At 64.6% G+C, this 25,199-nt stretch carries 22 protein-coding genes; 9 read left to right on the forward strand and 13 right to left on the reverse strand.

What is annotated here, in order from left to right:
- Positions 1-6 precede the first annotated feature (6 nt).
- Genes IEV62_RS01340 through IEV62_RS01350 form a run of 3 tightly spaced genes read left to right on the forward strand, consistent with a single transcriptional unit; the run spans position 7 to position 3,470 of the window.
- Positions 7-939 carry an ABC transporter ATP-binding protein gene (locus tag IEV62_RS01340; protein ID WP_188444966.1) on the forward strand — a complete coding sequence of 311 codons (933 nt, stop codon included), beginning with the start codon at positions 7-9 and terminating at the stop codon, positions 937-939.
- Positions 936-2,192, forward strand: coding sequence for an ABC transporter permease (locus tag IEV62_RS01345; protein WP_188444967.1), 1,257 nt, complete (start codon positions 936-938; stop codon positions 2,190-2,192). The genes IEV62_RS01340 and IEV62_RS01345 overlap by 4 nt, the downstream gene beginning before the upstream one ends.
- 36 nt (positions 2,193-2,228) lie before the next feature.
- Positions 2,229-3,470, forward strand: a complete 1,242-nt coding sequence (locus IEV62_RS01350; protein ID WP_188444968.1) for a cytochrome P450 — start codon at positions 2,229-2,231, stop codon at positions 3,468-3,470.
- On the opposite strand, the gene IEV62_RS01355 is transcribed toward IEV62_RS01350, so the two are convergent.
- A complete protein-coding gene (locus IEV62_RS01355; protein ID WP_188444969.1) occupies positions 3,457-4,275 on the reverse strand; it encodes a hypothetical protein in 819 nt (272 codons plus the stop codon). The genes IEV62_RS01350 and IEV62_RS01355 overlap by 14 nt on opposite strands.
- Before the next feature lie 85 nt (positions 4,276-4,360).
- On the reverse strand, positions 4,361-4,645 hold the full coding sequence (locus IEV62_RS01360) for a hypothetical protein (RefSeq protein ID WP_188444970.1): 285 nt from the start codon (positions 4,643-4,645) through the stop codon (positions 4,361-4,363).
- Between the two features lie 120 nt (positions 4,646-4,765).
- On the opposite strand from IEV62_RS01360, the gene msrB reads away from it, so the two are divergent.
- The gene (gene msrB / locus IEV62_RS01365) at positions 4,766-5,257 is read left to right on the forward strand and encodes a peptide-methionine (R)-S-oxide reductase MsrB (protein ID WP_188444971.1); all 492 of its coding nucleotides are present in this window, start codon (positions 4,766-4,768) and stop codon (positions 5,255-5,257) included.
- A 99-nt stretch (positions 5,258-5,356) separates the two neighbouring features.
- Here msrB and IEV62_RS01370 read toward each other — a convergent pair whose 3' ends face one another.
- Entirely contained in the window at positions 5,357-5,905 is a 549-nt protein-coding gene (locus tag IEV62_RS01370) for a CHAP domain-containing protein (protein WP_188444972.1), read from the reverse strand.
- Between the two features lie 204 nt (positions 5,906-6,109).
- On the opposite strand from IEV62_RS01370, the gene IEV62_RS01375 reads away from it, so the two are divergent.
- Complete coding sequence (locus tag IEV62_RS01375; protein ID WP_188444973.1) at positions 6,110-6,559, forward strand: hypothetical protein; 450 nt, start codon at positions 6,110-6,112, stop codon at positions 6,557-6,559.
- Here IEV62_RS01375 and IEV62_RS01380 read toward each other — a convergent pair.
- Entirely contained in the window at positions 6,543-7,985 is a 1,443-nt protein-coding gene (locus IEV62_RS01380) for an MFS transporter (RefSeq protein ID WP_188444974.1), read from the reverse strand. The two genes, IEV62_RS01375 and IEV62_RS01380, sit on opposite strands and share 17 nt — an antisense overlap.
- Positions 7,982-8,815, reverse strand: coding sequence for an SDR family NAD(P)-dependent oxidoreductase (locus tag IEV62_RS01385; protein WP_188444975.1), 834 nt, complete (start codon positions 8,813-8,815; stop codon positions 7,982-7,984). The genes IEV62_RS01380 and IEV62_RS01385 overlap by 4 nt, the downstream gene beginning before the upstream one ends.
- 148 nt (positions 8,816-8,963) lie before the next feature.
- Between IEV62_RS01385 and IEV62_RS01390 the strand changes: the two genes are divergently transcribed.
- Together IEV62_RS01390 and IEV62_RS01395 are read left to right on the forward strand one after the other, a co-directional pair.
- Positions 8,964-10,109, forward strand: a complete 1,146-nt coding sequence (locus tag IEV62_RS01390) for an acyl-CoA dehydrogenase family protein (RefSeq protein ID WP_188444976.1) — start codon at positions 8,964-8,966, stop codon at positions 10,107-10,109.
- Positions 10,110-10,272: 163 nt separating this feature from the next.
- Positions 10,273-11,061, forward strand: a complete 789-nt coding sequence (locus IEV62_RS01395; protein WP_188444977.1) for an SDR family oxidoreductase — start codon at positions 10,273-10,275, stop codon at positions 11,059-11,061.
- Positions 11,062-11,209: 148 nt separating this feature from the next.
- On the opposite strand, the gene IEV62_RS01400 is transcribed toward IEV62_RS01395, so the two are convergent.
- The 6 genes from IEV62_RS01400 to IEV62_RS01425 form a co-directional block, all read right to left on the reverse strand.
- A complete protein-coding gene (locus tag IEV62_RS01400) occupies positions 11,210-11,830 on the reverse strand; it encodes a retropepsin-like aspartic protease family protein (protein ID WP_188444978.1) in 621 nt (206 codons plus the stop codon).
- Positions 11,831-11,874: 44 nt separating this feature from the next.
- Positions 11,875-13,170, reverse strand: coding sequence for a glycoside hydrolase family 130 protein (locus IEV62_RS01405; RefSeq protein ID WP_188444979.1), 1,296 nt, complete (start codon positions 13,168-13,170; stop codon positions 11,875-11,877).
- A 129-nt stretch (positions 13,171-13,299) separates the two neighbouring features.
- Positions 13,300-13,647, reverse strand: a complete 348-nt coding sequence (locus tag IEV62_RS01410; RefSeq protein WP_188444980.1) for a response regulator — start codon at positions 13,645-13,647, stop codon at positions 13,300-13,302.
- An 11-nt stretch (positions 13,648-13,658) separates the two neighbouring features.
- Positions 13,659-15,239, reverse strand: a complete 1,581-nt coding sequence (locus tag IEV62_RS01415) for a PAS domain-containing sensor histidine kinase (RefSeq protein ID WP_188444981.1) — start codon at positions 15,237-15,239, stop codon at positions 13,659-13,661.
- A gap of 68 nt (positions 15,240-15,307) precedes the next feature.
- Positions 15,308-17,566, reverse strand: coding sequence for an NADP-dependent malic enzyme (locus IEV62_RS01420; protein WP_188444982.1), 2,259 nt, complete (start codon positions 17,564-17,566; stop codon positions 15,308-15,310).
- Between the two features lie 54 nt (positions 17,567-17,620).
- Positions 17,621-17,995, reverse strand: a complete 375-nt coding sequence (locus IEV62_RS01425) for a winged helix-turn-helix transcriptional regulator (RefSeq protein ID WP_188444983.1) — start codon at positions 17,993-17,995, stop codon at positions 17,621-17,623.
- Positions 17,996-18,169: 174 nt separating this feature from the next.
- On the opposite strand from IEV62_RS01425, the gene mutS reads away from it, so the two are divergent.
- Entirely contained in the window at positions 18,170-20,752 is a 2,583-nt protein-coding gene (mutS, locus tag IEV62_RS01430) for a DNA mismatch repair protein MutS (RefSeq protein WP_188445019.1), read from the forward strand.
- On the opposite strand, the gene IEV62_RS01435 is transcribed toward mutS, so the two are convergent.
- Complete coding sequence (locus IEV62_RS01435) at positions 20,713-21,420, reverse strand: GNAT family N-acetyltransferase (protein ID WP_188444984.1); 708 nt, start codon at positions 21,418-21,420, stop codon at positions 20,713-20,715. The genes mutS and IEV62_RS01435 overlap by 40 nt on opposite strands.
- A 31-nt stretch (positions 21,421-21,451) precedes the next feature.
- Complete coding sequence (locus IEV62_RS01440; protein WP_188444985.1) at positions 21,452-22,375, reverse strand: ion channel; 924 nt, start codon at positions 22,373-22,375, stop codon at positions 21,452-21,454.
- A gap of 75 nt (positions 22,376-22,450) precedes the next feature.
- On the opposite strand from IEV62_RS01440, the gene IEV62_RS01445 reads away from it, so the two are divergent.
- Complete coding sequence (locus IEV62_RS01445) at positions 22,451-25,195, forward strand: [protein-PII] uridylyltransferase (RefSeq protein ID WP_188444986.1); 2,745 nt, start codon at positions 22,451-22,453, stop codon at positions 25,193-25,195.
- Positions 25,196-25,199: the final 4 nt, after the last annotated feature.

Consider the following 25,199-nt stretch of genomic DNA (forward strand, 5'->3'; position numbering starts at 1 on the left):
TATCCGATGGGGGAATTCGTGTTGCGCAAGGATCTGGCGGTGTCCGCCACGGGGCTGATCAAGAATTTCGGCGGCAAGCGCGTTGTCGACGGCGTCGATATCGCGGTACCGAAGGGCGCGATTTACGGCGTGCTCGGGCCGAATGGTGCGGGCAAGACGACGACGCTGCGGATGCTGCTCGGCATTATCGAACCCGATGGCGGGACACGCACGTTGCTCGGCCACGACCGCCCGCGCGATGCGAGCGATCAGGTCGGGTATCTGCCGGAGGAACGCGGCCTCTACCCCGCAATGCGCGCCAAGGAGGCGATCGCGTTCATGGGCGCACTCCGCGGGCTCGATCTCAAGACCGGGCGCAAGCGCGCGGTGACCTTGCTCGAGGCGGCGGGCCTCGGCCATGCGGTCGACACCAAGATCCGCAAGCTGTCCAAGGGCATGGCGCAATTGGTGCAATTGCTCGGCTCGGTCGTGCACCAGCCCGATCTGCTCGTGCTCGACGAGCCGTTTTCGGGGCTCGACCCGGTCAATCAGGAACGGCTGGAAGCGCTGATTCTGGCCGAGCGCGACCGTGGCGCGACGGTGTTGTTCTCGACTCACGTCATGGCGCACGCGGAACGCCTCTGCGACCGGCTCGCGATCATCGCGGGCGGCAAGCGCCGGTTCGAAGGGACCGTCGCCGATGCGCGCGGGATGCTGCCGATGCGCGCACATTATGTGCCGGTGCGCGACGATGCCGGGATCGCTGATCACCTCCCCGCCGATGCGCGGCATGACGAGCATGGCTGGAATTTCGAAGTTCCCGACGGCGGGGTCGAACAAGCGCTGAGTCGGTTGATCGGCGCGGGCCACGGCATTGCGGGGCTGTCGATCGAACGCCCCGGCTTGCACGACGCGTTCGTGCGGATCGTCGGCAAGGCCGCTTTGGAGCAAGCGCAATGAGCAGACTCCCCCGTATCGTCCGCCAGACGCTGACCATCGCGCGCCGCGATTTCGTCGCGACGGTGTTCACGCCAACTTTCCTGCTATTCCTGCTGTCGCCGGTGTTCACGATCGGCTTCGGGCTAATCGGCGGGATGGGCGCGCGGTCGGTCACCGAAGGATCGAACGCCAAGACCCGCATCGTCGCGATTGTCGCGCCTGCGCAGCAAGCCGCGATGCGCAGCGCCGACGCGCGGTTGCGCACGGTCTTTTCACGCGCCGATCAGCCGCCAATCCTGCTGATCACGACCCCGACCGCCGACCCGCAAGCGCAGGCCCGCGCCACCTTCAAGGGCGGCAAGGCGGACGATACGACCGCGGCGCTGTATGGCGACCTGACCAAACCGACGATCCTCTATGGCGGGCAGGGCCGCGCCGATGCACGCTATCTCGGCTCGCTCGCCGAGGCGACGCTGCGGACCGATCCGGCCAAGGCTGCGAAACTGAGCACGCCGACGCTTACCTCGATCGCGCGCGCGACACCGACCGATAGCGGGCATAAGCAAGCCGCCTTCATCGCGGTGTTCGGCATCTTTTTCCTGACGCTGCTGCTCGCGGGCCAAGCGGTCGGCACGATGATGGAGGAACGCAGCAACAAGGTCGTCGAAGTCCTCGCTGCTGCCGTACCGCTGGAGGCGGTGTTCTTCGGCAAGTTGCTCGGCATGTTCGGCTCGGCGATCCTGTTCGTCGCCTTTTGGGCGACCTTGGTCAGCCAGATCGGCGGCATCCTGCCCGCCAATTACGCCAATGCGATCGGCGAGATCGGTCCGGCGGTCGGCGTGCCGATGTTCTACCTGCTGTTCTTTGCCTATTTCGCGATGGCGTATCTGCTGCTCGGCGCGGTGTTCCTGGGCGCGGGCGCGCAAGCCTCGACCCCGCGCGAATTGCAGATGCTGTCGCTGCCGATTACGATCGTGCAGGTCGCGATGTTCGGCCTGGCCTTGTCGGCGAGCGGATCGCCCGATTCGGCGCGTACGAGGCTCGTCGAGCTGTTCCCGCTCAGCTCACCCTACGCGATGGCGGCGCATGCCGCGAACAAGCCCGATCTGTGGCCGCACGCCGCCGCGCTTGGCTGGCAAGCCTTGTGGGTGGTGATCGCGATCACCGTCGGCGCGCGCGCATTCCGACGCGGGGTGTTGCAATCGGGCAGCGGCAAGATCGGCTGGAAGGGCCTTTTCGGGCGACGAAAGGCTATTGACATCAGTGTCAGTTAAGGGTCTTCTCGCGTCATAAAAAGACGGAGAGCGGATATGGCGACACTGGCACCCGAAGCACCCGCGCTTGCGGTAGACCCCTTGGACGTGAGCCGCCCCGAACTCTACCGCGACGATGTCTGGCAAGCGCCGTTCCGCGAGCTGCGCGCGACCTCGCCGGTCCACCGCGTCGAACACTCCGGCTTCGGCCCCTATTGGTCGGTCTCGACCTACAAGCCGATCGTCCATGTCGAATCGATGCCCGAGCTGTTTTCGTCGCAAGCCGGTGGCATCACGCTCGCCGATTTCATCGAACAAGACCCGACCGATGTGCGCATGCCAATGTTCATCGCGATGGACCGGCCCAAGCACACCGGCCAGCGCCGCACCGTCGCCCCCGCCTTCACGCCCTCCGAAATGGTCCGAATGACCGACAATATCCGCATGCGTACCGCCGAGATTCTCGACACGCTCGAATGGAACACACCGTTCGACTGGGTCGATACCGTGTCGGTCGAACTGACCACGCAAATGCTCGCGATCCTGTTCGATTTTCCGTGGGAGGACCGGCGCAAGCTGACCTTCTGGTCGGATTGGGCGGGCGATATCGAATTGGTCAAGAGCCCCGAATTGCGGCTCGAACGCCTCAAGCACATGTATGAATGCGGCGCCTATTTCCAGAATCTGTGGAACGGCAAGGTCGGCAAGGCGCCGACCCCCGATCTGATCAGCATGATGATCCATTCCGACGCGATGGCCGAGATGGACCAGATGGAATTTCTGGGCAATCTGATCCTGCTGATCGTCGGCGGCAACGACACGACGCGCAACACGATGAGCGCGATCGCTTACGGGCTCGACCTGTTCCCCGATGAGCGCGCCAAGCTCGAGGCCGACCCGGCGCTGATCGCCAACACCGTGCAGGAAGTGATTCGCTGGCAAACCCCGCTCGCGCACATGCGCCGCACCGCCACCGCCGATACCGTGCTCGAAGGCCAGCAGATCAAGGCCGGTGACAAGCTCGCTTTGTGGTATCTCTCGGCCAATCGCGACGAGAGCGTCTTTCCCGATGCCGACCGCATCATCGTCGATCGGCCCAATGCCCGGCGGCATCTCGCCTTTGGCCACGGCATCCACCGCTGCGTGGGAGCACGGCTGGCGGAGTTGCAGATCGCGATCCTGCTCGAGGAAATGGCCAAGCGCCGGATGCGCGTCAACGTGCTCGGCGAGCCCGAGCGCGTCTCGGCCTGCTTCGTCCATGGCTATCGCAAGCTGCCAGTCGAGATCAGCCGGTATTGAAGGCAGACCGACGGTTCCGCCTCATGCCGGCTTGCCAGCCGAACCAGTCGATCGCCGCACCCACGATCAACGCGGCAAGCAACAGGGGCAGGATCGGCATCCCTGCGATCGCGCGATACGCGGCATCCCATCCCGGCAGGAAGCCGAGCGTGTCGAACAACACCGCCTGACCTGCGATCGCAAGGCCGGTGATCAAAAACGGGCGGCCGTGGCGTGGCGCAGTGCAATAGAGCCAAGCCGTGAAAGCAAGGGCGATCACGCCCGCAATCCGCACCGCCCAGGCGAACAGGGGAAAATCCTGCGGACCGTGCATCATCAGCCCCGGCGTCCAGTGGCTGATCACGCGACCCACGATCGGCACGAGCAGCGGCAGCGGCGTCGACAGCAGCCAGCGCGCATGCAGCTGCACGCGTTTGCGGTCGGCCAACGCCTTGTAATAGAGATAGCCGAGCAAGATGACCGACGTGATGTCCATCGTCGCCAGCCGCGAACCGTAAATCCGATAGAACACATCGTCCGCCGCCGTTGCCGCCGCCATGCTCAACACCACCGCAATGCCGCCCGCGAGAAAGAGGGGGTACAGCGCCAGACTCGCTATCCCGAGCGCGCGGTGCAACGCATTGTGCCGATGATGGATCGACCAGCTCTGCACCCCGAGCAGCACGATCCACGCCGTCGCGGTGATGCCGTGCAGATGAAAGCCCCACGGCGCGCTGCCGAGCACCGCGAAATAGCTAGGCCAGAAGCCGACTGCGGTCAGCACCAATAACGCGACGATCCAATATGGCGCAGTACGATATGGCACGACTCGTCCCCCGCTCCGGCCCCGACACGTCGGGAAATTTGCGGTGCGTAGGAAAGAGAGTCAATTCGGGTCGGTAACGATTCCGTCAGTTGGGCTTGGACGCCGACTCCGCCTCGCTTGCGTCGCTCGCGCCCGAACATTCACCCTGCTCGCGCCCCGTGATGGCCGGAGGAGGCTTTCGCCCCATCGTCCAGTTTGCCTGCATCCGCACGCGCGGGTTAGGCGCGCACCAGATTTCGCCGGTTTCGTTGATCGCCGTCACCCAGATCAGGTTGTGCTCCTGACCGTAATCGATCACGGCAAAGGCGAAACCGGCACCCTTGTCGAGCACGTGAACAGGCAAGGGCGGATCGAGTTGCTGCATCGTCATGAGGCGTAATCGCTTGAAACCGCGACCGGTTCCCGCGCCGTGCATCTCTTGTGCAGGCAACCGCGTAACTATTGCCGAGGTTACCGCGTATAGTGTTTACAACCAACAAGGACCGACTCGATGCAAGACCGCCGCGCTTTTCTGACGCTTTCCGGACTCGGCGCGGCCGCCGTCGTCCTGTTCGGCTGCAAGGGCGCGACCGCCGCCGCGCCCGAAACGTTCGAACTCGTGCTGAGCGATGCCGCGTGGAAAAAGAAGCTGTCACCCGCCGCGTACGGCGTGCTGCGCCACGAAAACACCGAAACGCCGTTCACCAGCCCGCTCAACAACGAACATCGCGCGGGCACGTTCGCGTGCGCGGGGTGCGCGCTGCCGCTCTTCTCGTCGAAGACCAAGTTCGACAGCGGCACTGGCTGGCCGAGTTTCTGGGCGCCGCTCGCCACCGCGGTGCGCACCCGCACCGATTCGACGCTCGGCTTTTCGCGCACCGAAGTGCATTGCCGCCGCTGCGGCGGGCATCTCGGCCATGTCTTCGATGACGGGCCGAAGCCGACCGGGCAGCGCTATTGCATGAACGGCGTGGCGATGACGTTCGGCGCCGGGAAGGCGTAAAGCCCCCTCTTTGTCATTCCCCGCTGTAAATTTTTGTCATCCCCGCGAAAGCGGGGAGGACATGGGTACGCAATTAAAATTCTGTCCGGGTAGCGCGCGTCAGAAGCGCACGTCACCCAGATCAAGCGCGGCCATTACCACCGGTGCGATCGCGCCGCGTTCGATCAGGTCGTCGCCCGTCTCATGCGCCGGGGCGCGGTCGGCATAGATAAAGCCCTTGGTCGGATAGGCCGAGGTTCCGAGGTCGCCTTGCGGACCGTACCAGACCTTGACGAGGCTCCAGTCGCCATTTTCGGAGATGTCGATCGCGCGGACATCGCGCTCGACCGCGCCGCGGCGCGACCAATTGGCGTGGGTCAACAGAACTTCCCGGTCGCTCACCACTTCGCTCACCATGGCGACATGGCCAAGGCGCATCCGGCTGGTCGATGCGAAAGCGAGCACCGCGCCGACCTTCGGCGCATGGCCGCGGGCGTAGCGACCGGCGGCCTGGCCCCACCAGGTGTTGGCGTTGCCGCGGATCTCGATCCCCGAAATCGTCCGCGCATAGGGCGCGCATTGCCAGAATTGCGCCATGGCCGGGGTCGCTGTCAGCAGCGCGCAGGAACCGACCAGCGCGAATCGCGCTGCCAAAGTACGGATTGTCATGGGACCCCCCAGAGGTCTTTTTGAACTCGTTAAGTGTGTCAAAGCATCTCATAGCAGGCTTGAAAACCCCGCGACGCGCTTGGCGGAACCTTTTCCGATGAAGTGAGTTGAACGTACGATGGGTAACCTTGGCGCCGCGCTGCGCTCGTCCTTTCGGACGGTGCCGCCTCGCCAACCGCGATGTCCGGCGCTAAGAATCGATCCATGAAACATCCCGCCCTGGCGTTCCTGCTATTGCTCTCCGCGTGTTCGCGGGAGGGGATGCCCGCCAACAACGCCGAATTGTATCAAACCAACGCGATTGCGCTGACCCCGGGGGTGCGACCGGTGCGCATTGGCGAAGGCGGCCCCGCGTTCCGCGCGTGCGCCAGCATCGGCGAAGTGGTAAACCTCTCCCCAACCGGAGAACGCTATCTCCCGTTACGCGCCGCGCCCTTTGCCGAAGCCGATGAAGTCGCGCAGTTGAACGAGGGATCGACGCTGTTCCTGTGCACGCGCTCGCTCGATCAGCGCTGGCAGGGCGTGGTCGTGCCCCCCGCCGATGCCCCGACCAGCGATTGCGGCGTCACCGCGTCGGTCGCCGGGCCGCGCGCGTATGACGGACCGTGCCGGTCGGGCTGGGTCTTGAGCGGCTTCGTCAGGCCGGCGGGGTAAGGCCGCGGGCAAGGCGTGCCTCATGCTCGGCGCGGCCGAACGGAAAGCGCGCATAGAACAGCCCGGCCAGGCCATATAGGCCGAGTTCCAGCACGATGAAGACCAGCGTCAGCCGATCGATTGTGTCGACCGGCACCAGCCCGGGCTTTGCGCCTTGCGGGAAAGCGGCGAACGCCAGGATCGCGCTCGCCATGAAGATGCCGAGCCCGCCGACCAGTTTCTGCACGAAAAAGCCGCCCGCGAAAAACACCCCCTCGGAGCGTTTGCCGGTGCGGACTTCCGAATCCTCCACCACATCGGACAGCATCGCCGCGCCGAGAATGAAGGCCGAGACCCCGCACGCCGTATTTGCCGAAAAGATCGTCAGCAGCAGCGGCAGCAGATAGGGCGACCCGATCTCCGGAAACCAGCCGAGCAGCCGCAAGACATAGGGGAGGACCAGCAGCGACGCGCTGGCAAACGAGGCGATCATGCCGATCCGCGGCTTGTCCCCACCCTTGGTGAGCGCGGGCGCGAGGAAAAACGCGCCGATCGCACCGATCATCAGCGCGAGCGACAGCCAGTTATAATCGCCCTGACCGAACTGCCAGACGAATTGATACATATAAACCGACAGCGCGAACGAGACGCCTTGCGCGGTATAGGCGAAGACCCCGGCCGCCATCAGGATCAAAAAGCCGCGGTTCGCCACGGTCCGGCGGAAATCGCGGAAATGCTCGGTAAAGGTCTCGGTCGATTTGGCGACCTTGGGCAAATGCTCGATCTCGTGGTGCAGCCCGAGCGAGGAGACGAGGATTGCCGTCGCCATCACCAACGCCGCAAGGAACGCCATGTGCGAATAGCCATCGGCATTGAGCGTGCCGACCGGATGCGTCGCATCGGGCACCAGGAACACGCCATACGCCAGGGCCAGCATCGCGAGGCCCCCACCCCAGCCGAACAGATAGCGGTAGGAAAACAGCTTGGTGCGCTCATCATAATCCGAACTGAGTTCGGGCCCCAGCGCCGAGGACGGAATCTCGAATGCCGACAGCGCGACGCGCACCAGCAAGGCCGTGGCAAAGACATAGACCAAGGTCGCGGCATGCGACCAATGCGGCGGGTTCCACAGCAGGATCCAGCCGATCGCGACGGGAATCGCCGAGGCATACATCCACGGATGCCGCCGCCCCCAGCGCCCGCGCGTGTGATCCGACAGATAGCCGACCAGCGGATCGACGAACGCCTCCACCATCAGCGCCGCCATGATCGCGAGCCCGACCTGGCTCGCCGGCAAGCCGATCACCTGATTGTAGAAGAGCAACAGGAACGTCGCGAAACCGCTGTCCTTGACGCCGTACGCGATCGAACCGAGCCCGAACGAAAAGCGGCTGCGCGCGCCCAGTTTGCGCGGTGCCGGGATGGCGAGCGTGCCGCTCGCGCTCATTGCGCAAACACCTCCAACGCCGAGAACATCGTGGGGGCGTTCGGATCCCAGCTGTGGCGCGGGCCGATCGTCATGCCGCCGTCGACCACGATATGCGTTCCGGTGACGAAGCTCGCATCCGCGCTCGCCAGATAGGCAACCGCGGCGGCGATATCGTCGGGCGCGCCGGCGCGTTGCAGCGGCTGCGCTTGCGCCGCGACCTGGCCGATCATGCCATTGGCGGCATCGCGCTTGTCGCCCGAAATCCCGAGCGCCGAAGTGAAGATGTTGGTGGTGATGAAGCCCGGGCACACCGCATTGACGCGGATATTGTGCTGCGACAAATCGGCCGCCGCCATCGTGGTGAGGTGCAGGACACCCGCCTTGGCGACCGAATAGGCGGTCGGCGCGGCGCCGGTTTGGAGCGCAGCGATCGAGGCGGTGTTGATGATCGCCCCGCCTTTCCCGCGTGCGATCATCAGTGGCGCGGCATAGCGGATGCCCATCGCGACCGAGCGCAGCAGCAGGTTTTGTGTGCGGTCCCAATCCTCGGCGCTGATCGCGTCGATTTTCTCGCGCGCGCCGCCGGCGCCGGCATTGTTGAACACCACGTCGATCCCGCCCGCCGCATCGACCGCCTGCATCAACGCGGCGATGTCGGCGACCTGCATCACATCGGTGCGCACGAAGTGGATGCGGCCATTCGAGGCATCGGCAAGCGCCTGCCCGTTTGGAACATCAATGTCGCCAATCCAAACTTCGGCGCCTTCATGCTCCAATCGCAACGCGGTCGCGCGCCCAATACCCGATGCGCCGCCCGTGACGACGGCACGCTTGCCCGCAAACCGCATGATACTCTCCTGATACTTTTTTGGCACCTTAGTACGGCAGAACGCGCGGTCAATGCGAGGGATGGGAGCATTTTTGGAATTTCGGGTTTGCGAGCGCAGCACAGATCGGGCATCGCAGCGCAAGACCCGATTGGACGGATTTATACGCATGGCCCTAGACCCGGAAACTTTCGACGCACTGATCGACACCGTGCGCCGCTTCGTCACCGAACGCCTCCGCCCGCTCGAAGGCGCGGTCGAGGAAGCCGATGCGATTCCCGCCGATGTGGTGCAGGAGATGCGCGAGCTCGGGCTGTTCGGGCTGTCGATCGCCGAGGAATATGGCGGGCTTGGCCTGACCATGCTCGAGGAAGCCAAGGTCGCGATCGAACTCGGGCGGACAACGCCAGCGTTCCGTTCGACCTTCGGCACCAACGTCGGGATCGGCTCGCAGGGGCTCGTCATGGCGGGCAACGATGCGCAGAAGGCCGCGTGGCTGCCGAAGATCGCGAGCGGCGAGATCATCACCAGCTTTGCGCTCACCGAGCCTGACGTCGGATCGGATTCGGGTGCGGTGAAGACGCGCGCGGTGTTCGACGGGCAATCGTACCGACTGAGCGGCACCAAGCGCTACATCACCAATGCCGACAAGGCCGATCTTTTCACCGTGATGGCGCGGACCGGCGACGACCCCGGCGCGCGCGGCGTCTCCGCCTTCCTCGTGCCGCGCGATCTCGCCGGGGTCAGCATCGGCGAGCCCGAAAAGAAGATGGGGCAAAAGGGTGCCAAGGTCGCCGACGTCAATTTCGACGATGTCGTCGTGCCCGCCGAGAACCGGCTCGGCGCCGAGGGTGAAGGCTTCAAGATCGCGATGCGTGTGCTCGATCGCGGGCGGTTGCATATTTCAGCGGTGTGCGTCGGGGTGGCGGAACGACTGATCGCCGATTGCGTGGCCTACGCGACCGAGCGAAAGCAGTTCGGCAAACCGATCGCCGAGCATCAATTGATCCAGGCGATGATCGCCGATTCGAAGACCGAATCGCTGGTCGCGCGCGCGCTCGTACTCGAAACCGCCGCCGCGAAGGATGCGGGCAAGGACGTCGTGATGGAATCGGCAGCGGCGAAATATTATGCGTCGGAAATGGTCGGCCGCGTGGCCGATCGCGCGGTGCAAATCTTCGGTGGCGCGGGCTATATCGCCGATTACGGGATCGAGCGGCTGTACCGCGATGTGCGGTTGTTCCGGATTTATGAAGGTACCAGCCAAATCCAGCAAATCATCATCGCGCGCGAGACGATCAAGCGCGGGGGATGAGAGTTTCTCCCTCTCCCCGCTGGCAGGGAGAGGGACCTAAGCTCCCCTCCCGTTTACGGGAGGGGTTGGGGGAGGGGATGCAGCGTCCCAAACCCGATCAACAGGCCCTCCCCCAGCCCCTCCCGCGAGCGGGAGGGGAGCAAAAAGAAGAAGGAGAGAATTTATGGACACAACCACACTATTCCGTCTCGACGACCGCATCGCTTTGGTCACCGGCGGCTCGCGCGGGATCGGGAAGATGATCGCGGCGGGCTTTATCGCGCAGGGCGCGACGGTCTATATCTCGGCGCGCAAGGCCGACGCGTGCTTCGAAACCGCCAAGGAATTGGGCGAGAAGTGCATCGCGCTGCCGCAGGACGTGTCGACCGTCGCGGGCTGCAAGGCGCTCGCCGCGCAACTCGCCGAACATACCGACCGGCTCGACATCCTCGTCAACAATGCCGGCGCCGCCTGGGGCGAGCCGTTCGAGGATTTCCCGGAAAAGGGCTGGGACAAGGTGATGGACCTCAACGTCAAGTCGCCCTTCTTTCTGACGCAAGCGCTCCACGCACCGCTCAAGGCCGCCGCAAGCGCGGGCCAGCCTGCCAAGGTGATCAACATCACCTCGATCGACGGGCAGCGGCTCAACCCGTGGGAAACGTACAGCTATCAGGCGTCAAAGGCGGCGTTGATCTACCTGACCAAGCGCATGGCGGCGCGGCTGGTGACCGACCATATCAACGTCACCTCGATCGCGCCGGGCGCCTTTGCCAGCGAAATGAACAAGGCCGCGCGCGACCATGGCTCGGCGATCGCGCAGAGCATCCCGGCCAAGCGGATCGGCGTGGACGAGGATATGGCGGGTGCCGCGATCTATCTGGCGTCGCGGGCGGGGGATTATGTGATCGGCGATACGATCACGGTCGATGGCGGGCTGGTGCATGCCGCACTGGGGACGAGCATCGACGCCTGAGCGGGTGATCCTCCCCGGTACGGGGAGGAGGACCATGAGCATTCAGCGAATGGTGGAGGGGGCGTGCCACGGGCACCGCTCCTGCGGAGGCCCCCCTCCACCACCCGCTGAAGAAGCGGGCGGTCCCCCTCCCCGTGCCGGGGAGGATTTAGGTTTCCTGCGGGTGATGCGGCTGGAGGATGAGCACGCCATCCTCGACGCGCCATGATTTCAGGCGCGACAGGAAATTCATCCCCAGCACGTTCATGTCGCCAAACGCGGGCGATACCACGACGGGCAGGTCGCGCGCGACGACGTTACCGATGCGCAGTTCCGGCGCGACCGCCACCTGCGCGGACACCGATCCGTTGGCGGTCTGCATCACCACCGGCATCAGGCTGGCGTTGGGCTCGATCCCGGCTTGCGCTGCGGTATCGGAAGAAATCGCGGTGACCGTCGCCCCGCTGTCGACCAGCATCCGCCGCTCGACGTTGCCAAGCTTCACGCGCACCCAGAAATGCCCGTCGGACGCGATCGGCACGCGCATTTCCCTGCCGACCACCTGCTGCCCGCCAAGCGAGAAACGCTGCGCCATCCGCGCGAACGTCGGGTCGAACTGTGCGCGCTCCGCAACGAGCAAGGTGACGATCACGATCGCACTTGCCGTCACCACGAAGGATAGCAGGCGACCAAACAGCGGGATGCGCCGCGCGAGGAGCATGATCGCAACGACCCCCGCAATCAGCAGATAGAGCGGGCCTTGGGGGCCGAGATCGGGGAGCAAGTCCATGTTTCAAATATAGGCGCGCCTGCACCTTTATGAAGGCTGACCGGCTATTCCATCGCCGCCAGCAACCGATCGACCGTCGTCGACGCAAATCCCGTGAAATTGTCCGCCACCCCATATGGCAGCAGGATATCGCGCCCGACCGCGAGTGCGCCGCAGCTATAGACGACGTTGGGGACATAGCCGTCACGCTCGGCCGGGCTCGGCATCAGGATCGGTTCGGGCGTGCGCGCCAGCAGTTTCGACGGATCGGCCTTGTCGAGCAGGCACGCGCCGACGCAGTAATTGCGCACCGTGCCAACGCCGTGCGTGAAGACCAGCCAGCCTTCGTCAACCTCGATCGGCGAGCCGCAATTGCCCATCTGCACAAACTCCCATGGGTAGCGCGGGGATACGATCTTACCGCCCCCCGCCCAGTGCAAAATGTCGTCGGAGCGGTGCAGCCAGATGCTTTCGCTATCCTGCCGCCCGAGCATGACGAACTGCCCGCCGACGCGGCGCGGGAACAGCGCCATGCCCTTGGCCCCCGCCGCATCGCCCGTCAGCGCGCGCATTTCGAAGCTGTGGAAATCCTTGCCCGACAGCAATTCCGGCCGCGCATCGGCACCGCTGAACGCGGTGTAGGTGCCGTGATACATTGTCGAGCCGTCGTCATCGGTGAACAAAACGAGCCGCAGATCCTCGATTCCCTGGCGCTGGCTCGGCAACACCGGGAACAGCACCGTCTCCGAAATCTCGTGCGCCCCGCCGCAGTGCAGGTGGACGACCGCCCCGGCATCGACGCTCGACCCTTCGATGATCGGCGGGACCGCGACGACGCTCGGCGGATCAATCGTCAGCGTGGACCCCGGGGTCCAACTGCCAGTGCGAAACGCGACCGAGGAGACATGCCCCTCCCCGATCCCGCGCAGCGACAGCACGAAGCGCACGCCGCCGTCGGGTGCGTTTGCCTGGTCGGGCGCGAGCACCGCGCTCGGGTTGAACAAAGCGGCGGCTTCGTACGAAAATTCCTCGCTGAAATAGGCGCCGATCAAGCACCTCTGGTCGTCTCGCGCGGTCGGCGGCGCGGGCAGAGCGGCGGCAACCTCGTCATAACGCCGCAGCAGCATCGCATCGACATCGCGGTGCCGTGCATCAAGCGAGTCGACGATCCGCGCCTGCGCGACGGCCAGCGCGGCGTCGTCGAGCGACAGGATGCGATCGACGATCGCCTGGACGCGGCTATGCCCGGCGACGCGGAATTTCTCTGGGTATTCAAGCTCGAACGGGCGCACCACCGTGCGCGACGGGTCGGGCCGCAGGATGACATCGTAATGGTCGAGCACCGAAGTTGCGTCTGGCATCGTGGAATCACCCCCCGCATGACAAACATGCCTGCCGTGTCTGAACGAGCCATGCCGCCGAAAGGTTCGTCGGTTTGGTGCGCTGCCCTCGTATCGTACCGGCCTTGCGGCCCGCGTGCCCGGTGATCGCTAAGCCAGGCACCCAAGCTCGGCGACGAGCACATCGAGTTCGAACGGCTTTTCCAGGACCACCGCAGCACCTGCCTCGATCGCCTCGCGCCGGATCATCGCATCGGTGTGGCCGGAGACGAGAATGATCTGCAACGACGCGCCGCGATCGCGCAAGCGGCGGGCCAGAGAAATCCCGTCCAGGTCCGGCATGCGGATGTCGGATATCAGAATCCCGCCAGCAGCTTCGGACCATTGTTCCAGGAAGGCGGTGGCGGACCCGAAGCCGGTGACATTGTAGCCCAAGATTTCGAGGACATAGCATAAGGACTGGCGCGTCGGTTCATCATCATCGACGACATAAATCAAGGGATCGGACATTATACGACGGCAGCCTGCGGCGTGAGCGGCAGGGAGAAGGAAAAGGTCGAGCCAATGTGCGGGTTGGTATCGCCCCGGATCGTGCCGCCATGCGATTCCACGATCGTTCGGGACAGAGACAGACCCACCCCCATCCCCTTGGTCCCCTTGGTGCTCTTAAAGGGTTCGAACAGAATGGCGCGGGTCGCCTCGGTAAAGCCGGATCCGGTATCCTCGACCGATATGCAAGCGCGCGACTGATCATCCCGGCCGGTGCGAATGGTGATCGTGTTGCTGCCCTGCGCCGGAGTCGATTCAATCGCATTGCGCACGAGATTGACGACGACCTGCTGAATTTCGATCTTGTCCATCACTGCAGAGATGTCGCGCGATTCATGTTCGATCACAGTCTGGATATTTGCGTCGCCCGAACCGAGCAACGCAAGCCGGCACGCATCGTCCACCACATCCGCCACGCTTTCGGATCGCCGGATCTCGTCACCACCCGAAACGAACGCGCGCAAGCGGCGGATGATGTCGCCAGCGCGCATCGATTGTTCGCGCGCGAGTTCGACCGGCTTGAGCGCAGGATGGACAGGCGTGTCGCGCTGAAGCACGATCTTGACGCCCTCCAGATACATCGAGATCGCGCCGAGCGGTTGATTGAGTTCATGCGCCAATGCGCTTGCCATATCGCCCATCGCCGACACGCGCGACGTCTGATTTAGCTGCGCCTCCATGCGCTTGCGGTCGGTAATATCGAGCGACATACCAACGATGCCGCTTATGGCGCCCGACATATCGTGCAACGGTCGCTTGGTCGAAAGGAAGATACGACTCCCTCTGGTGGGATGATCCATGAGTTCCTCGACCTCGTGCGCGTCGTCATTTTCCAAAACCAACCGATCGTTTTCCATAACCGCCGCAGCCTGGCGCTTGTCATCCTGAAACTCCAGATCGGTACGCCCCTGCACCATCGCCCAAGGTTTCCCGATGACTTCGAGCGTGGTCTTATTGGCCATCGTCATCCTGCCTAACAGATCCTTAGCATAGATAAGTCCTGGAACAGTGTCGATTACCGCCTCGAGCAAGCTGTCGGCCTGCGCGAAGTTTTCCTCGGCCTGGTGCAATTCGACTTCGGTGGCGCGCACCCGCAGCGCGAGCTCGGCGCGGGCCGCGCTCAGTTCGGCCAACGTGAGGCGGTGTTGGTCGATCTCCTTTTGCAGCGTCTTCGGCGAGGGCAAGCGCAGGAGTTGCGGGACGATGGTCAGAACCAGCCCCGCCGTCGCGACCGAGACCGCTGCCGTCGCCGCCTTCAGCCAACCTTCGGTGACATAGAACGGATACCACAATGTCAAGATACTGGCGACGTGCGTGAAGCCGCACAAGCCGATGAACGCCGCGAACAACAGCGCGGCCGAACGCTGCCCCGGTTCAAGATCAATCCGATGTCGGACGAAATGCGCAATCCCGAACGGGATGACGAAATATGCCGCCGCGATCAACGCGTCCGAGGCAATGTGCAGGAACATCAGCTCCGGCCGCCAAAGCAGGCACATACCGTGCGGCATAAATGTCTGCAATTGGTCGAACCAGCTCATTTCACGTTTACCTGACTACCGACCTGTCAATTGGCCGGTAAACGAGGAATCTTAATTTAAATCAAGACTCATCGCGCAATCCCCCCTGCCGCCAGCACGGCGAGCGTGACCAGCTCGCTTGCGGTACTCGTCATCGGCGCGATCTGGACGCTTTTTTCCATGCCGATCAACATCGGCCCGATCACCGCATCGCCGCCCAGCTCACGCAGCAATTTGGCCGAGATATTGGCCGATTGCAGCCCCGGCATTACCAGCACGTTCGCCGGCCCCGACAGCCGCGCGAACGGATAATTGGCGAGCTGCTTCGGGTTGAGCGCGACGTCGGGCGCCATTTCGCCTTCATATTCGAAGCTCACCTTGCGCGCATCGAGCACCTTCACCGCCGCGCGGATATCGTCGAGCCAATTGCCCTCGGGATTGCCGAAGGTCGAATAACTCAAGAAAGCGACGCGCGGTTCGTGGCCCATGCGCTTGGCGACCAGCGCGGTCCCCTCGGCGATGTCGGCGAGCTCCTCGGCATTGGGGCGTTCGTTGATCGTGGTGTCGGCCATGAACACGGTGTGCGTTTGCCCGACCATCAAATGAATACCAAACGGGGTGCGACCGGCCTCGGGATCGATCACTTTGCGGATCTCACGCATCGTGTGCGCATAGGTGCGCGTGATGCCGGTGATCATCGTGTCGGCTTCGCCGAGCTGCAGCATGACAGCGCCGAAGATGTTGCGATCCTGGTTGATCATCCGCTCGCAATCGCGCCGCAAATAGCCGCGTCGTTGCAGCCGACCGTACAGGAAATCGACCATCCGCGGCACCAGCGGCGAGTTGCGGCTGTTGTGCAGTTCGTAGCTTTCGGGATCGGTGACACCGAGCGCGCGCAAGCGATCGGGCACGTCGTCGCGTCCGACCAGCACGGGCGTGCCGTAACCGCCATCCTTGAAGGCGATCGCCGCGCGCAGCACGACTTCCTCCTCGCCTTCGGCAAACAGCACGCGCTTGGGATGCGCGCGCGCGCCTTCATAAGCGAGCGTCAGCACCGACGTGGTCGGGTTGAGCCGCGCCTTCAATTGCTGGCGATAGGCTTCGAGGTCGAGGATCGGTTTGGTCGCGACACCCGAATCCATGGCTGCCTTGGCCACCGCGACCGGCACGATTTCCATCAGCCGCGGATCGAACGGCGCGGGGATGATGTATTCCGGGCCGAAGGTGTGGCGGACGCCGTAAGCGACCGCGACTTCCTCGGGCACTTGCTGGCGCGCGAGCGCGGCGAGCGCCTTGGCGGCGGCGATCTTCATCTCGTCGTTGATCGTCGTCGCGCGCACGTCGAGCGCGCCGCGGAAGATGAACGGGAAGCCGAGGACGTTGTTGACCTGATTGGGATAGTCCGACCGCCCGGTCGCGATAATCGCGTCGGGGCGCGCGGCGCGTGCCTCGGGCGGGGTGATTTCGGGGTCGGGATTGGCCATCGCGAAGATGATCGGCTTGGGCGCCATCTTCAGCAAATCCGACGCAGGAAGCGCGCCCGCTGCCGACAGGCCGATGAACACGTCCGCGCCATCGAGCGCCTCGGTCAGCGTGCGCTTGGTGGTGTTCACCGCATGCGCCGACTGCCACTGATTCACATTTGCGCGGCCCTGATAGATGATGCCGGTCCGGTCGATCATCGTCAGTTGGTCGCTTGGCAGGCCCATCGCCTTGATCAGCTCGGCGCAAGCAATCGCTGCCGCACCCGCGCCGTTCATCACGACCTTCGTGTCCTTGATGTCGCGTCCGGTCAGGAACAGCGCATTGATCAGGCCCGCCGCGCAAATGATCGCGGTGCCGTGCTGATCGTCATGGAACACCGGAATGTTCATCCGCGCGCGCAGCGCCTGTTCGATGATGAAGCATTCGGGGGACTTGATATCCTCAAGATTGATGCCGCCAAAGCTCGGCTCCATCAGCTCAATCGCGTCGATCAGCCGGTCGGCATCTTCGGTCTTCAGCTCGATATCGATCGCATCGACATCGGCGAAGCGTTTGAACAGGACGGCCTTGCCCTCCATCACCGGCTTGGCCGCGAGCGCGCCGAGATTGCCGAGGCCGAGGATCGCGGTGCCGTTGGAAATGACCGCGACGAGGTTGCCCTTGGCGGTGTAATCATAAGCAAGGCTCGGATCGGCGGCGATAGCGAGCACGGGCACCGCGACACCGGGCGAATAAGCCAGCGCGAGATCGCGCTGCGTCGCCATCGGCTTGGAGGCGATGATCTCGATCTTGCCGGGCCGCCCCTCCGAATGGAACAGCAGCGCCTCGCGCTCAGAAAATTGGACGTTGGAGTCTTCGGACATGGGGCCTCCTGTAGCGAGCTGCCTTAAGCAGAGATGGCGGCGATGGGAACGTCCCTAATCGCCGCTGCGGTTATCGTAATTCCGCCGCGATGCCGCGATGCGGTCGACATTGTGCGCCGCCCACACCCAAACGCCGCAAAGCGCTTCGGCCAAGCTGACGCCAAGATCGGTCAGGCGATATTCGACCTTGGGCGGGATCACCGGGTGGATCGTGCGGATGACAAGCCCGTCTCGCTCGAGCTGGCGCACCGTCTGGGTCAGCATTTTCTGGCTAATCCCGCTCGCCAATTGCGCCAGTTTCGAGAAGCGTAGCTCGCCATGCTCGGACAATACGTCGAGCACGATCATCGTCCATTTGTCCGCCACACGCCCGATCACATCGATGACGCGCGGGTCGAGATCGGCGGGATAGTTGCGCAAGACAGCCATGGTGGTTTCCTTGTGGTAAGTACCGTACATTTTGGTGCCTACTTCCCAACGGTAACCGGCAATTCCCCCTGCTGTCCATCCTTGCCTGACGGGAGACGCCCCAATCACGCAGTTTCCTTTCGCGCGCGTGAGCGGTATCCGGCTGAGATGACGCTCGCCCCCGCCCCCACCCCGATGATGGCGCAATATCTGGCGCTGAAGGCCGACGCACGCGATTGCCTGCTCTTCTACCGAATGGGCGACTTCTTCGAACTGTTCTTCGACGATGCAAAGGTTGCCGCCGCCGTGCTCGACATCGCGCTGACCGCGCGCGGCGAGCATGACGGTGCGCCGATCCCGATGTGCGGCGTGCCGGTCCATGCCGCCGACGCCTACCTCGCACGACTGATCAAGGCCGGGCACCGCGTCGCCATCGCCGAACAAACCGAAAGCCCGGCCGAAGCCAAGAAGCGCGCCGGCAAGACTTTGGTCTCCCGCGCCATCGTCCGTGTGGTGACGGCCGGCACGCTGACCGAGGAGGCTCTGCTCGATGCCCGTACCGCAAATTGGTGCGTCGCGGTCGGCGAGGCAGGCGGCGGCGTGGCCGTGGCGGCGGCGGATATCTCGACCGGACGTTTCGAGCTGATCGAATGCGATGCAGCGGGGCTCGGCGCGGAGCTGGCGCGCCTTGCACCCGCCGAGACGATTGCGTCGGAGGCGACCGCCTTTGGCGAGGCGGCGACGACGCTGCGTCCAAAGACCGAGTTCGACAGTGCGCGGGCCGAGGTGCGGCTGCGCGATCTGTACGGCGTGGCGACGCTCGACGGGTTCGGGCAGTTCGGCCGCGCGGCGCTGGCGGCGGCGGGTGGGCTGGTCGCCTATCTCGACCATACCGCCAAGGGTGCAATCCCGTTCCTGCGCCCACCGCGATTGCAAAATGCTGCGCAGCAAATGGCGATCGATGCCGCGACGCGCGAAAGCCTTGAACTGACGCAAACCACGACCGGCGCGCGTAAAGGGAGCTTGCTCGACGCGGTCGATCGCACCGTGACCGCGGCGGGCGCACGGTTGCTCGCTGCCGATATCGGAGCGCCGCTAATGGATCGCGCCCGAATCGAAGCGCGGCTCGATCTGGTGACGTTGCTCGTCGAGGATTCCGCTTTACGCGAATCGCTGCGGGGAACGCTGCGCAGCCTCGCGGACATTGGCCGCGCGCTCGGGCGGCTCGCGGCGGGGCGCGGAAGCCCGCGCGATCTCGGGCAACTCCGCGATGGGCTCGACGGCGCGTGGCGGCTTGGCGAACGGCTCGGCAAGATCGGCCAGCCCCCTGCCCTGCTCGTCGAGCTTGCGCCGGCACTGCGCGGGCATGGCGCGCTGATCGATCTGCTGACGCGCGCGCTGGTCGCCTCGCCGCCGATCGACGCGTCGGATGGCGGCTATATCGCGCCGGGTTATGACGCCGCGCTCGACGATCTGCGCGATGCGGGTGCTGGTGGCAGGCGCGCGATCGCCGCGCTGGAAGCCGAGTATCGTACTCGTACCGGCGTTGCCGCGCTCAAAATCCGGCATAATGGCGTGCTCGGCTATCATATCGAAGTCGCGGCGCGCTTTGCCGACGGGCTGATGAAGCCCGAAAGCGGCTTCACGCACCGTCAGACGATGGCGGGCGCGGTCCGCTTTAACGCGCCCGACCTGCACGAGGTCGCGGCCAGAGTAACCCAGGCGGGCGCGCATGCGCTGGCGGCAGAGGCCGCGCATCTCGAGGATTTGATCGAAGCGGCACTCGACCGGCGCGAGAGCGTTGCCGCAACCGCCGATGCGCTGGCTCGGCTCGATGTTGCGGCGGGGCTGGCGGAGCGCGCAACCGAAGGCGGCTGGGCGCGTCCGGCCTTGGTCGATCACGCCTGTTTCGAGATCAGCGGTGGGCGGCATCCCGTGGTCGAGGATGCGCTGGCGAAACGCGGTGAACGCTTCGTCGCCAACGACTGCCGCCTGTCGGAGGACTCCCGGCTGTGGCTCGTCACCGGCCCGAACATGGGCGGTAAATCGACCTTTCTGCGGCAGAATGCGGCGATCGCGGTGCTGGCGCAGGCAGGCAGCTATGTCCCCGCGACCGCCGCCAAATTGGGGTTGGTCGACCGGTTGTTCAGCCGCGTCGGTGCTTCCGATAATCTCGCGCGCGGGCGCTCCACCTTCATGGTCGAGATGGTCGAGACCGCCGCGATCCTGGCGCAAGCGACCCCGCGCAGCTTTGTCATCCTCGACGAGGTCGGGCGCGGCACATCGACCTATGACGGGCTCGCGATCGCGTGGGCGGTGGTCGAGGCGATCCATGACGACAATCGCTGCCGCTGCCTGTTCGCAACGCATTATCACGAGCTGACCCGACTTGCCGAACGCTGTGACGCGCTGACGCTCCACCACGTCCGCGCGCGCGAATGGAAGGGCGAGCTGGTGTTGCTGCACGAGGTGTCCGAAGGCCCGGCCGATCGCAGTTACGGCCTGGCGGTGGCGCGGCTCGCCGGATTGCCGCCTGCCACGATTGCGCGCGCGAAGGCGGTTCTCGCGAAGCTGGAGGCGGGGCGCGCCAGGACCGGGGGCTTGGCGGCGGGGCTGGACGACCTCCCGCTGTTCGCTGCCGCGATGGAGACGGCGGAAGCCGAATGCGATGCGATCCGGGCCGAGGTGGAAGCGCTCGACGTCGACGCCCTCACCCCGCGCGAGGCGCTCGAAACGCTTTACCGGCTAAAGGCGTTGTCGCGCGACAGTACGGTGTAGGTCATCGTCGTGCGGTAGCGAAAGCCGAGCGCTTCATACAGCCGCACAGCCGGATTGTCGGGATAGCAATGCAGGAATGCCGCTTCGCCCTGCGCAAGGATCGGCGCGATCACCGCCTCCATCAGCGCGCGCCCGAGGCCCCGGCCCTGATAATCGGGATGCGTGCAGACCGCACTGACTTCGGTGAAACCGGGTAGCCGCATCCGCTGCCCCGCCATCGCGATCAGCTGGCCCGCCTCATACATGCCGATATAGCCGCCCTGGCGATAGGTCTCCGCAAAGAACGGCCCCGGCACGGTCAGCGCGGTGAGCGCGAGCATCGCAGGAACATCCGCCGCGCCCAACCGAATATGGCCGATTGACCGATCCTGTGCATCGAGTCGGGTCAGCACCATCTGGTCGATCGGCGTGGCGGAGACGATTTTTGTCCCCGGCACCAGGGCATGCGGCGCGGCCTCGACCAGACCCATCGTCGCGTTGTCGGGCAAGCCAGCGGCAAATTCACCAAGCGCCGCAAGACTCTCAGGCGATTGATCCGCACCCGCCGCGAACAGATTGACCGCCGGGCGAAACCGCACCGCGTGGGGTCGGCACAACGCCAAATCCGCCTGCCGGCTGGTAAGCGCATGCCACACCGGACGGTCGAGCGAAGGATGGCGATCTGTCATGCCCCGCTCCAACCATGCCCGCGCGGACCCGTCATCCCGATTCCTGCGCCCGAACCTTCGGTACTTCGTCGACTGCCGCGATCACCGCACCAGCCGGAACGCTCGCCACCGTGTCGTGCAGCCGTCGCAAATCGAGATGCGTCACGCCATTCTCGTCGCTGATCACATCGACGAATTCATGATCGACGCGCACATCATCGCGCCCATAGCGTTTCCCGCCCAAGGACTGGCTGGCGAGCAGCGTGTCAATCCCGCCAACCGACAGCGTCAACATGAAACGGTCCGCTGGCGTGTCGAGCGCGGCAAGCACCGGGCTATCGTCGTCGAGGATATGAACCAACGTCCAGGCAAGCCCGAGCATCGGGTTCTGGCTGCGCACCAGCGGCAGCTCGGTCAAGCGGCGGAAGGTGCGACCGTCACCCTGATGGATCGTTTCAAGCCAGCTCAATTGCGCGGTAACCTCAGCAAGCGGGCGCGAGCGTTTCGAGGCGACACGGACCATCAGCGCGCGGTGCCCGAGATAGCGACCGATGACGGCGACGTCGCTGAAGATCAGGCTGTCGCGTGGCCGCGCAAACCGCGCGAAGATCAGGCCCGTGATCGTCGCCGAGAAAAACAGCCCGATCAAAATCTCGACCGCGGCGATCGCATGGCCGAGTCGCGTGACGGGTGCCATCACGCCGTACCCAACCGTGCCGAGCGTATCGACGGAGAAGAAAAAACCGTCGATCACCGAGCCACGCTCCATCGTCCCGATCGCGCCGGGAAGCAGCGCGTAGAGGATTCCGAAAATCAGATTGATCGCGATGAAGCTCGCCGAGACGAGCGCGACGAACCACGGCCAGCTCATCTCCATCACCCAATAATAGAGATCGGCATAAGGCGACGGCGCGCCCGTCTTCACCGCAGGAAAGCCACCCATCTGGATGATCTGGCGGCGGGGTGGTCTGGCCATTGCGCGAACCTTGTCGATCCGACCGGACGCGTCAAGCGGGGTGACGGATCGCACCACACCCCCTATCTGCCACCCATGTCCTCCCGCTTCGACTCCGTTCCGCAACGCCGTGCCATCATCGACCGGCGCGGTCTTGCCGACGCGCTTGCCGCGCTCGCGGGCGACAAGGCCGCGTTACGCGCGGGTGCCACTGCCGTGCTCAAGGCAGCGCTTGATGCCGGCCGTACGGAAATCGCGCGGCGCTTGATCGAACATCCCTCGCGCGGGCTGGAGATCGCCGCAGCGCAGGCGTTCCTGACCGATCAATTGCTGCGGCTGATCTACGATTTCACCGTCCAGCGACTGTATCCCAACGGCAACCCGACCGCGGCGGAACGGCTGACGATCATCGCCGTCGGTGGCTATGGCCGCGGCGAGATGGCGGCGTATTCGGATCTCGATATCGGGTTTCTCACGCCATGGAAGCAGACCGGCTGGACCGAGCAAGTGATCGAGACGATGCTCTATGCGCTGTGGGATCTGGGGCTGAAGGTCGGCCATAGCAGCCGCTCGCTCGACGAGATGGTGCGCCAGGCGAAGAGCGACGTGACGATCCGTACCGCCCTATTGGAGGCGCGCTATGTGTGGGGCGACACCGCGCTGTATGAGGAGGCCGCCCGCCGCTTTAAGGTCGAGGTGCAAGCCGACACCGCGCGCCAATTTATTGCCGATAAACTCGCCGAGCGCGATGTGCGCCACAAGAAGATGGGCGACACGCGCTACGTCGTCGAGCCCAACGTCAAGGAAGCCAAAGGCGGCTTGCGCGATCTGCACACGCTCTTCTGGATCGGCAAATATGCTTATAATGTGAGTGAGCCGGCGCAGTTGGTCGAGGCGGGATTGCTCAGCCGCGACGAATATCGCCAATTCCACCGCGCCGAGAATTTCCTGTGGGCGGTGCGCTGCCACCTCCACGCCATTTCCGGGCGCGCCGAGGACCGACTGACCTTCGATTTGCAGCGCGAAATCGCCGAGCGCATGCGCTTCGCCGACCGCCCCGGTAAATCTAAGGTCGAGCGCTTCATGCACTATTATTTCCTGCAGGCGCGCACTGCGGGGGATTTGACGGGGGTTTTTCTGGCGCATCTCGACCAGAAATTTGCGGCGCGCGGGCGGCGGTTCGGGCTGCCGATGTTGCGACGCGCGCCGCGCAAGCTCAACGGTTTCGTGGTCGAACGCGGTCGCCTGGCGATCCCGAGCGACGATTTCTTCCGCGTCAAACCAGTGCGCTTGCTCGAACTGTTCGCGCTGGCCGACAAGCACGGTCTCGAAATCCATCCGCTGACGATGCGTGCGGCGGCGCGCGACGCGAAGCTGGCCGATGACATCCGGCAGGACCCGACCGCCAACGCACTGTTCCTCGATGTCCTGACGTCTCCACGCGACCCCGAAACGGTGCTGCGCTGGATGAACGAAGCGGGGGTGTTCGGCCGCTTCGTGCCCGATTTCGGTCGCGTCGTCGCGCAGATGCAGTTCGACATGTATCATCACTATACCGTCGACGAACACACAATCCGCGCGATCGGCCTGCTCAGCCAGATCGAACGCGGCGACCTCGATGCCGATCATCCGCTGTGCTCGGCGGTGCTCAAGCAAATCGTGTCGCGCCGCGCGCTGTACGTCGCGGTGCTGCTGCACGACATCGCCAAGGGGCGCGGCGGCGACCATTCGGTGCTCGGCGCGGAGGTGGCGCACCGACTCGCCCCGCGCTTTGGCCTGTCGCCCGCCGAGACCGAAACGGTCGCGTGGCTGGTCCGCGCGCATTTGTTGATGTCGGCCACCGCGTTCAAGCGCGACCTGTCGGATTTCAAGACCATCCTCGATTTCGCCGAGATCGTGCAAAGCCCCGAGCGGCTGCGCTTGCTGCTGGCGCTGACCGTCGTCGACATTCGCGCGGTCGGGCCCGGCGTGTGGAACGGATGGAAGCGGCAATTGCTGTCCGACCTCTACGAAGCCGCCGAGGAAGTGCTGCGGCTGGGGCACAAGCAGCGCGGGCGCGGCGAGCGCATCGCCGCCAAGCAGGAGGCGCTGCAAGCGATGCTCGGCTGGGATGCGGCGGCGTTCGAGCAGCTCGTGCGGCGCTTGCCCGAGCCCTATTGGGTGGCCGAGCCCGAGGACGTGATCGCGCGCAATGCGCAGTTGATCGCGGACGCCGGGGACGCGCAGCTCTCGATCGCCGCGCAAGTCTATCCCGAACGCGGCGCGACGCTGGTCACGATCTATGCCGCCGATCATCCGGGTCTGTTCTACCGGATCGCCGGTGCGATCAGCGTGGCGGGCGGCAACATCATCGATGCGCGCATCCACACCACGCGCGACGGCATGGCGCTCGACAATTTCCTGGTGCAGGATCCATACGGGCGCCCGTTCGCGGAGGCAGCGCAACTCGCGCGGTTGAAGCAGGCGATCGAGGATGCGCTTGCCAATCGCGGGAAGATGATCGACCGCCTGATGGCCAAACCCCTCCCCCGGCCCCGTGCGGAGGCGTTCGCGATCGCGCCCAACGTGCTGATCGACAACAAGGCTTCGAACCGCTTTACGGTGATCGAAATCAACGCGCGCGACCGCCCGGCGTTGCTACACCAATTGGCACATGCCTTGTTCCAGTCGAAGGTCACGATCCATTCGGCGCATGTCGCGACGTATGGCGAGCGCGCGGTGGATACCTTCTATCTGACCGATCTGACCGGCGACAAGATTGCGGCAGCAACGCGCTTGAAGACGATCGAACGGCGCTTGCTTGGCGCGGCGGCAGGTGAGAGAATGGCCGAGGCAGCATGAGGGG

The sequence above is a fragment of the Sphingomonas psychrolutea genome (assembly GCF_014636175.1).
Classification (GTDB): domain Bacteria; phylum Pseudomonadota; class Alphaproteobacteria; order Sphingomonadales; family Sphingomonadaceae; genus Sphingomonas; species Sphingomonas psychrolutea.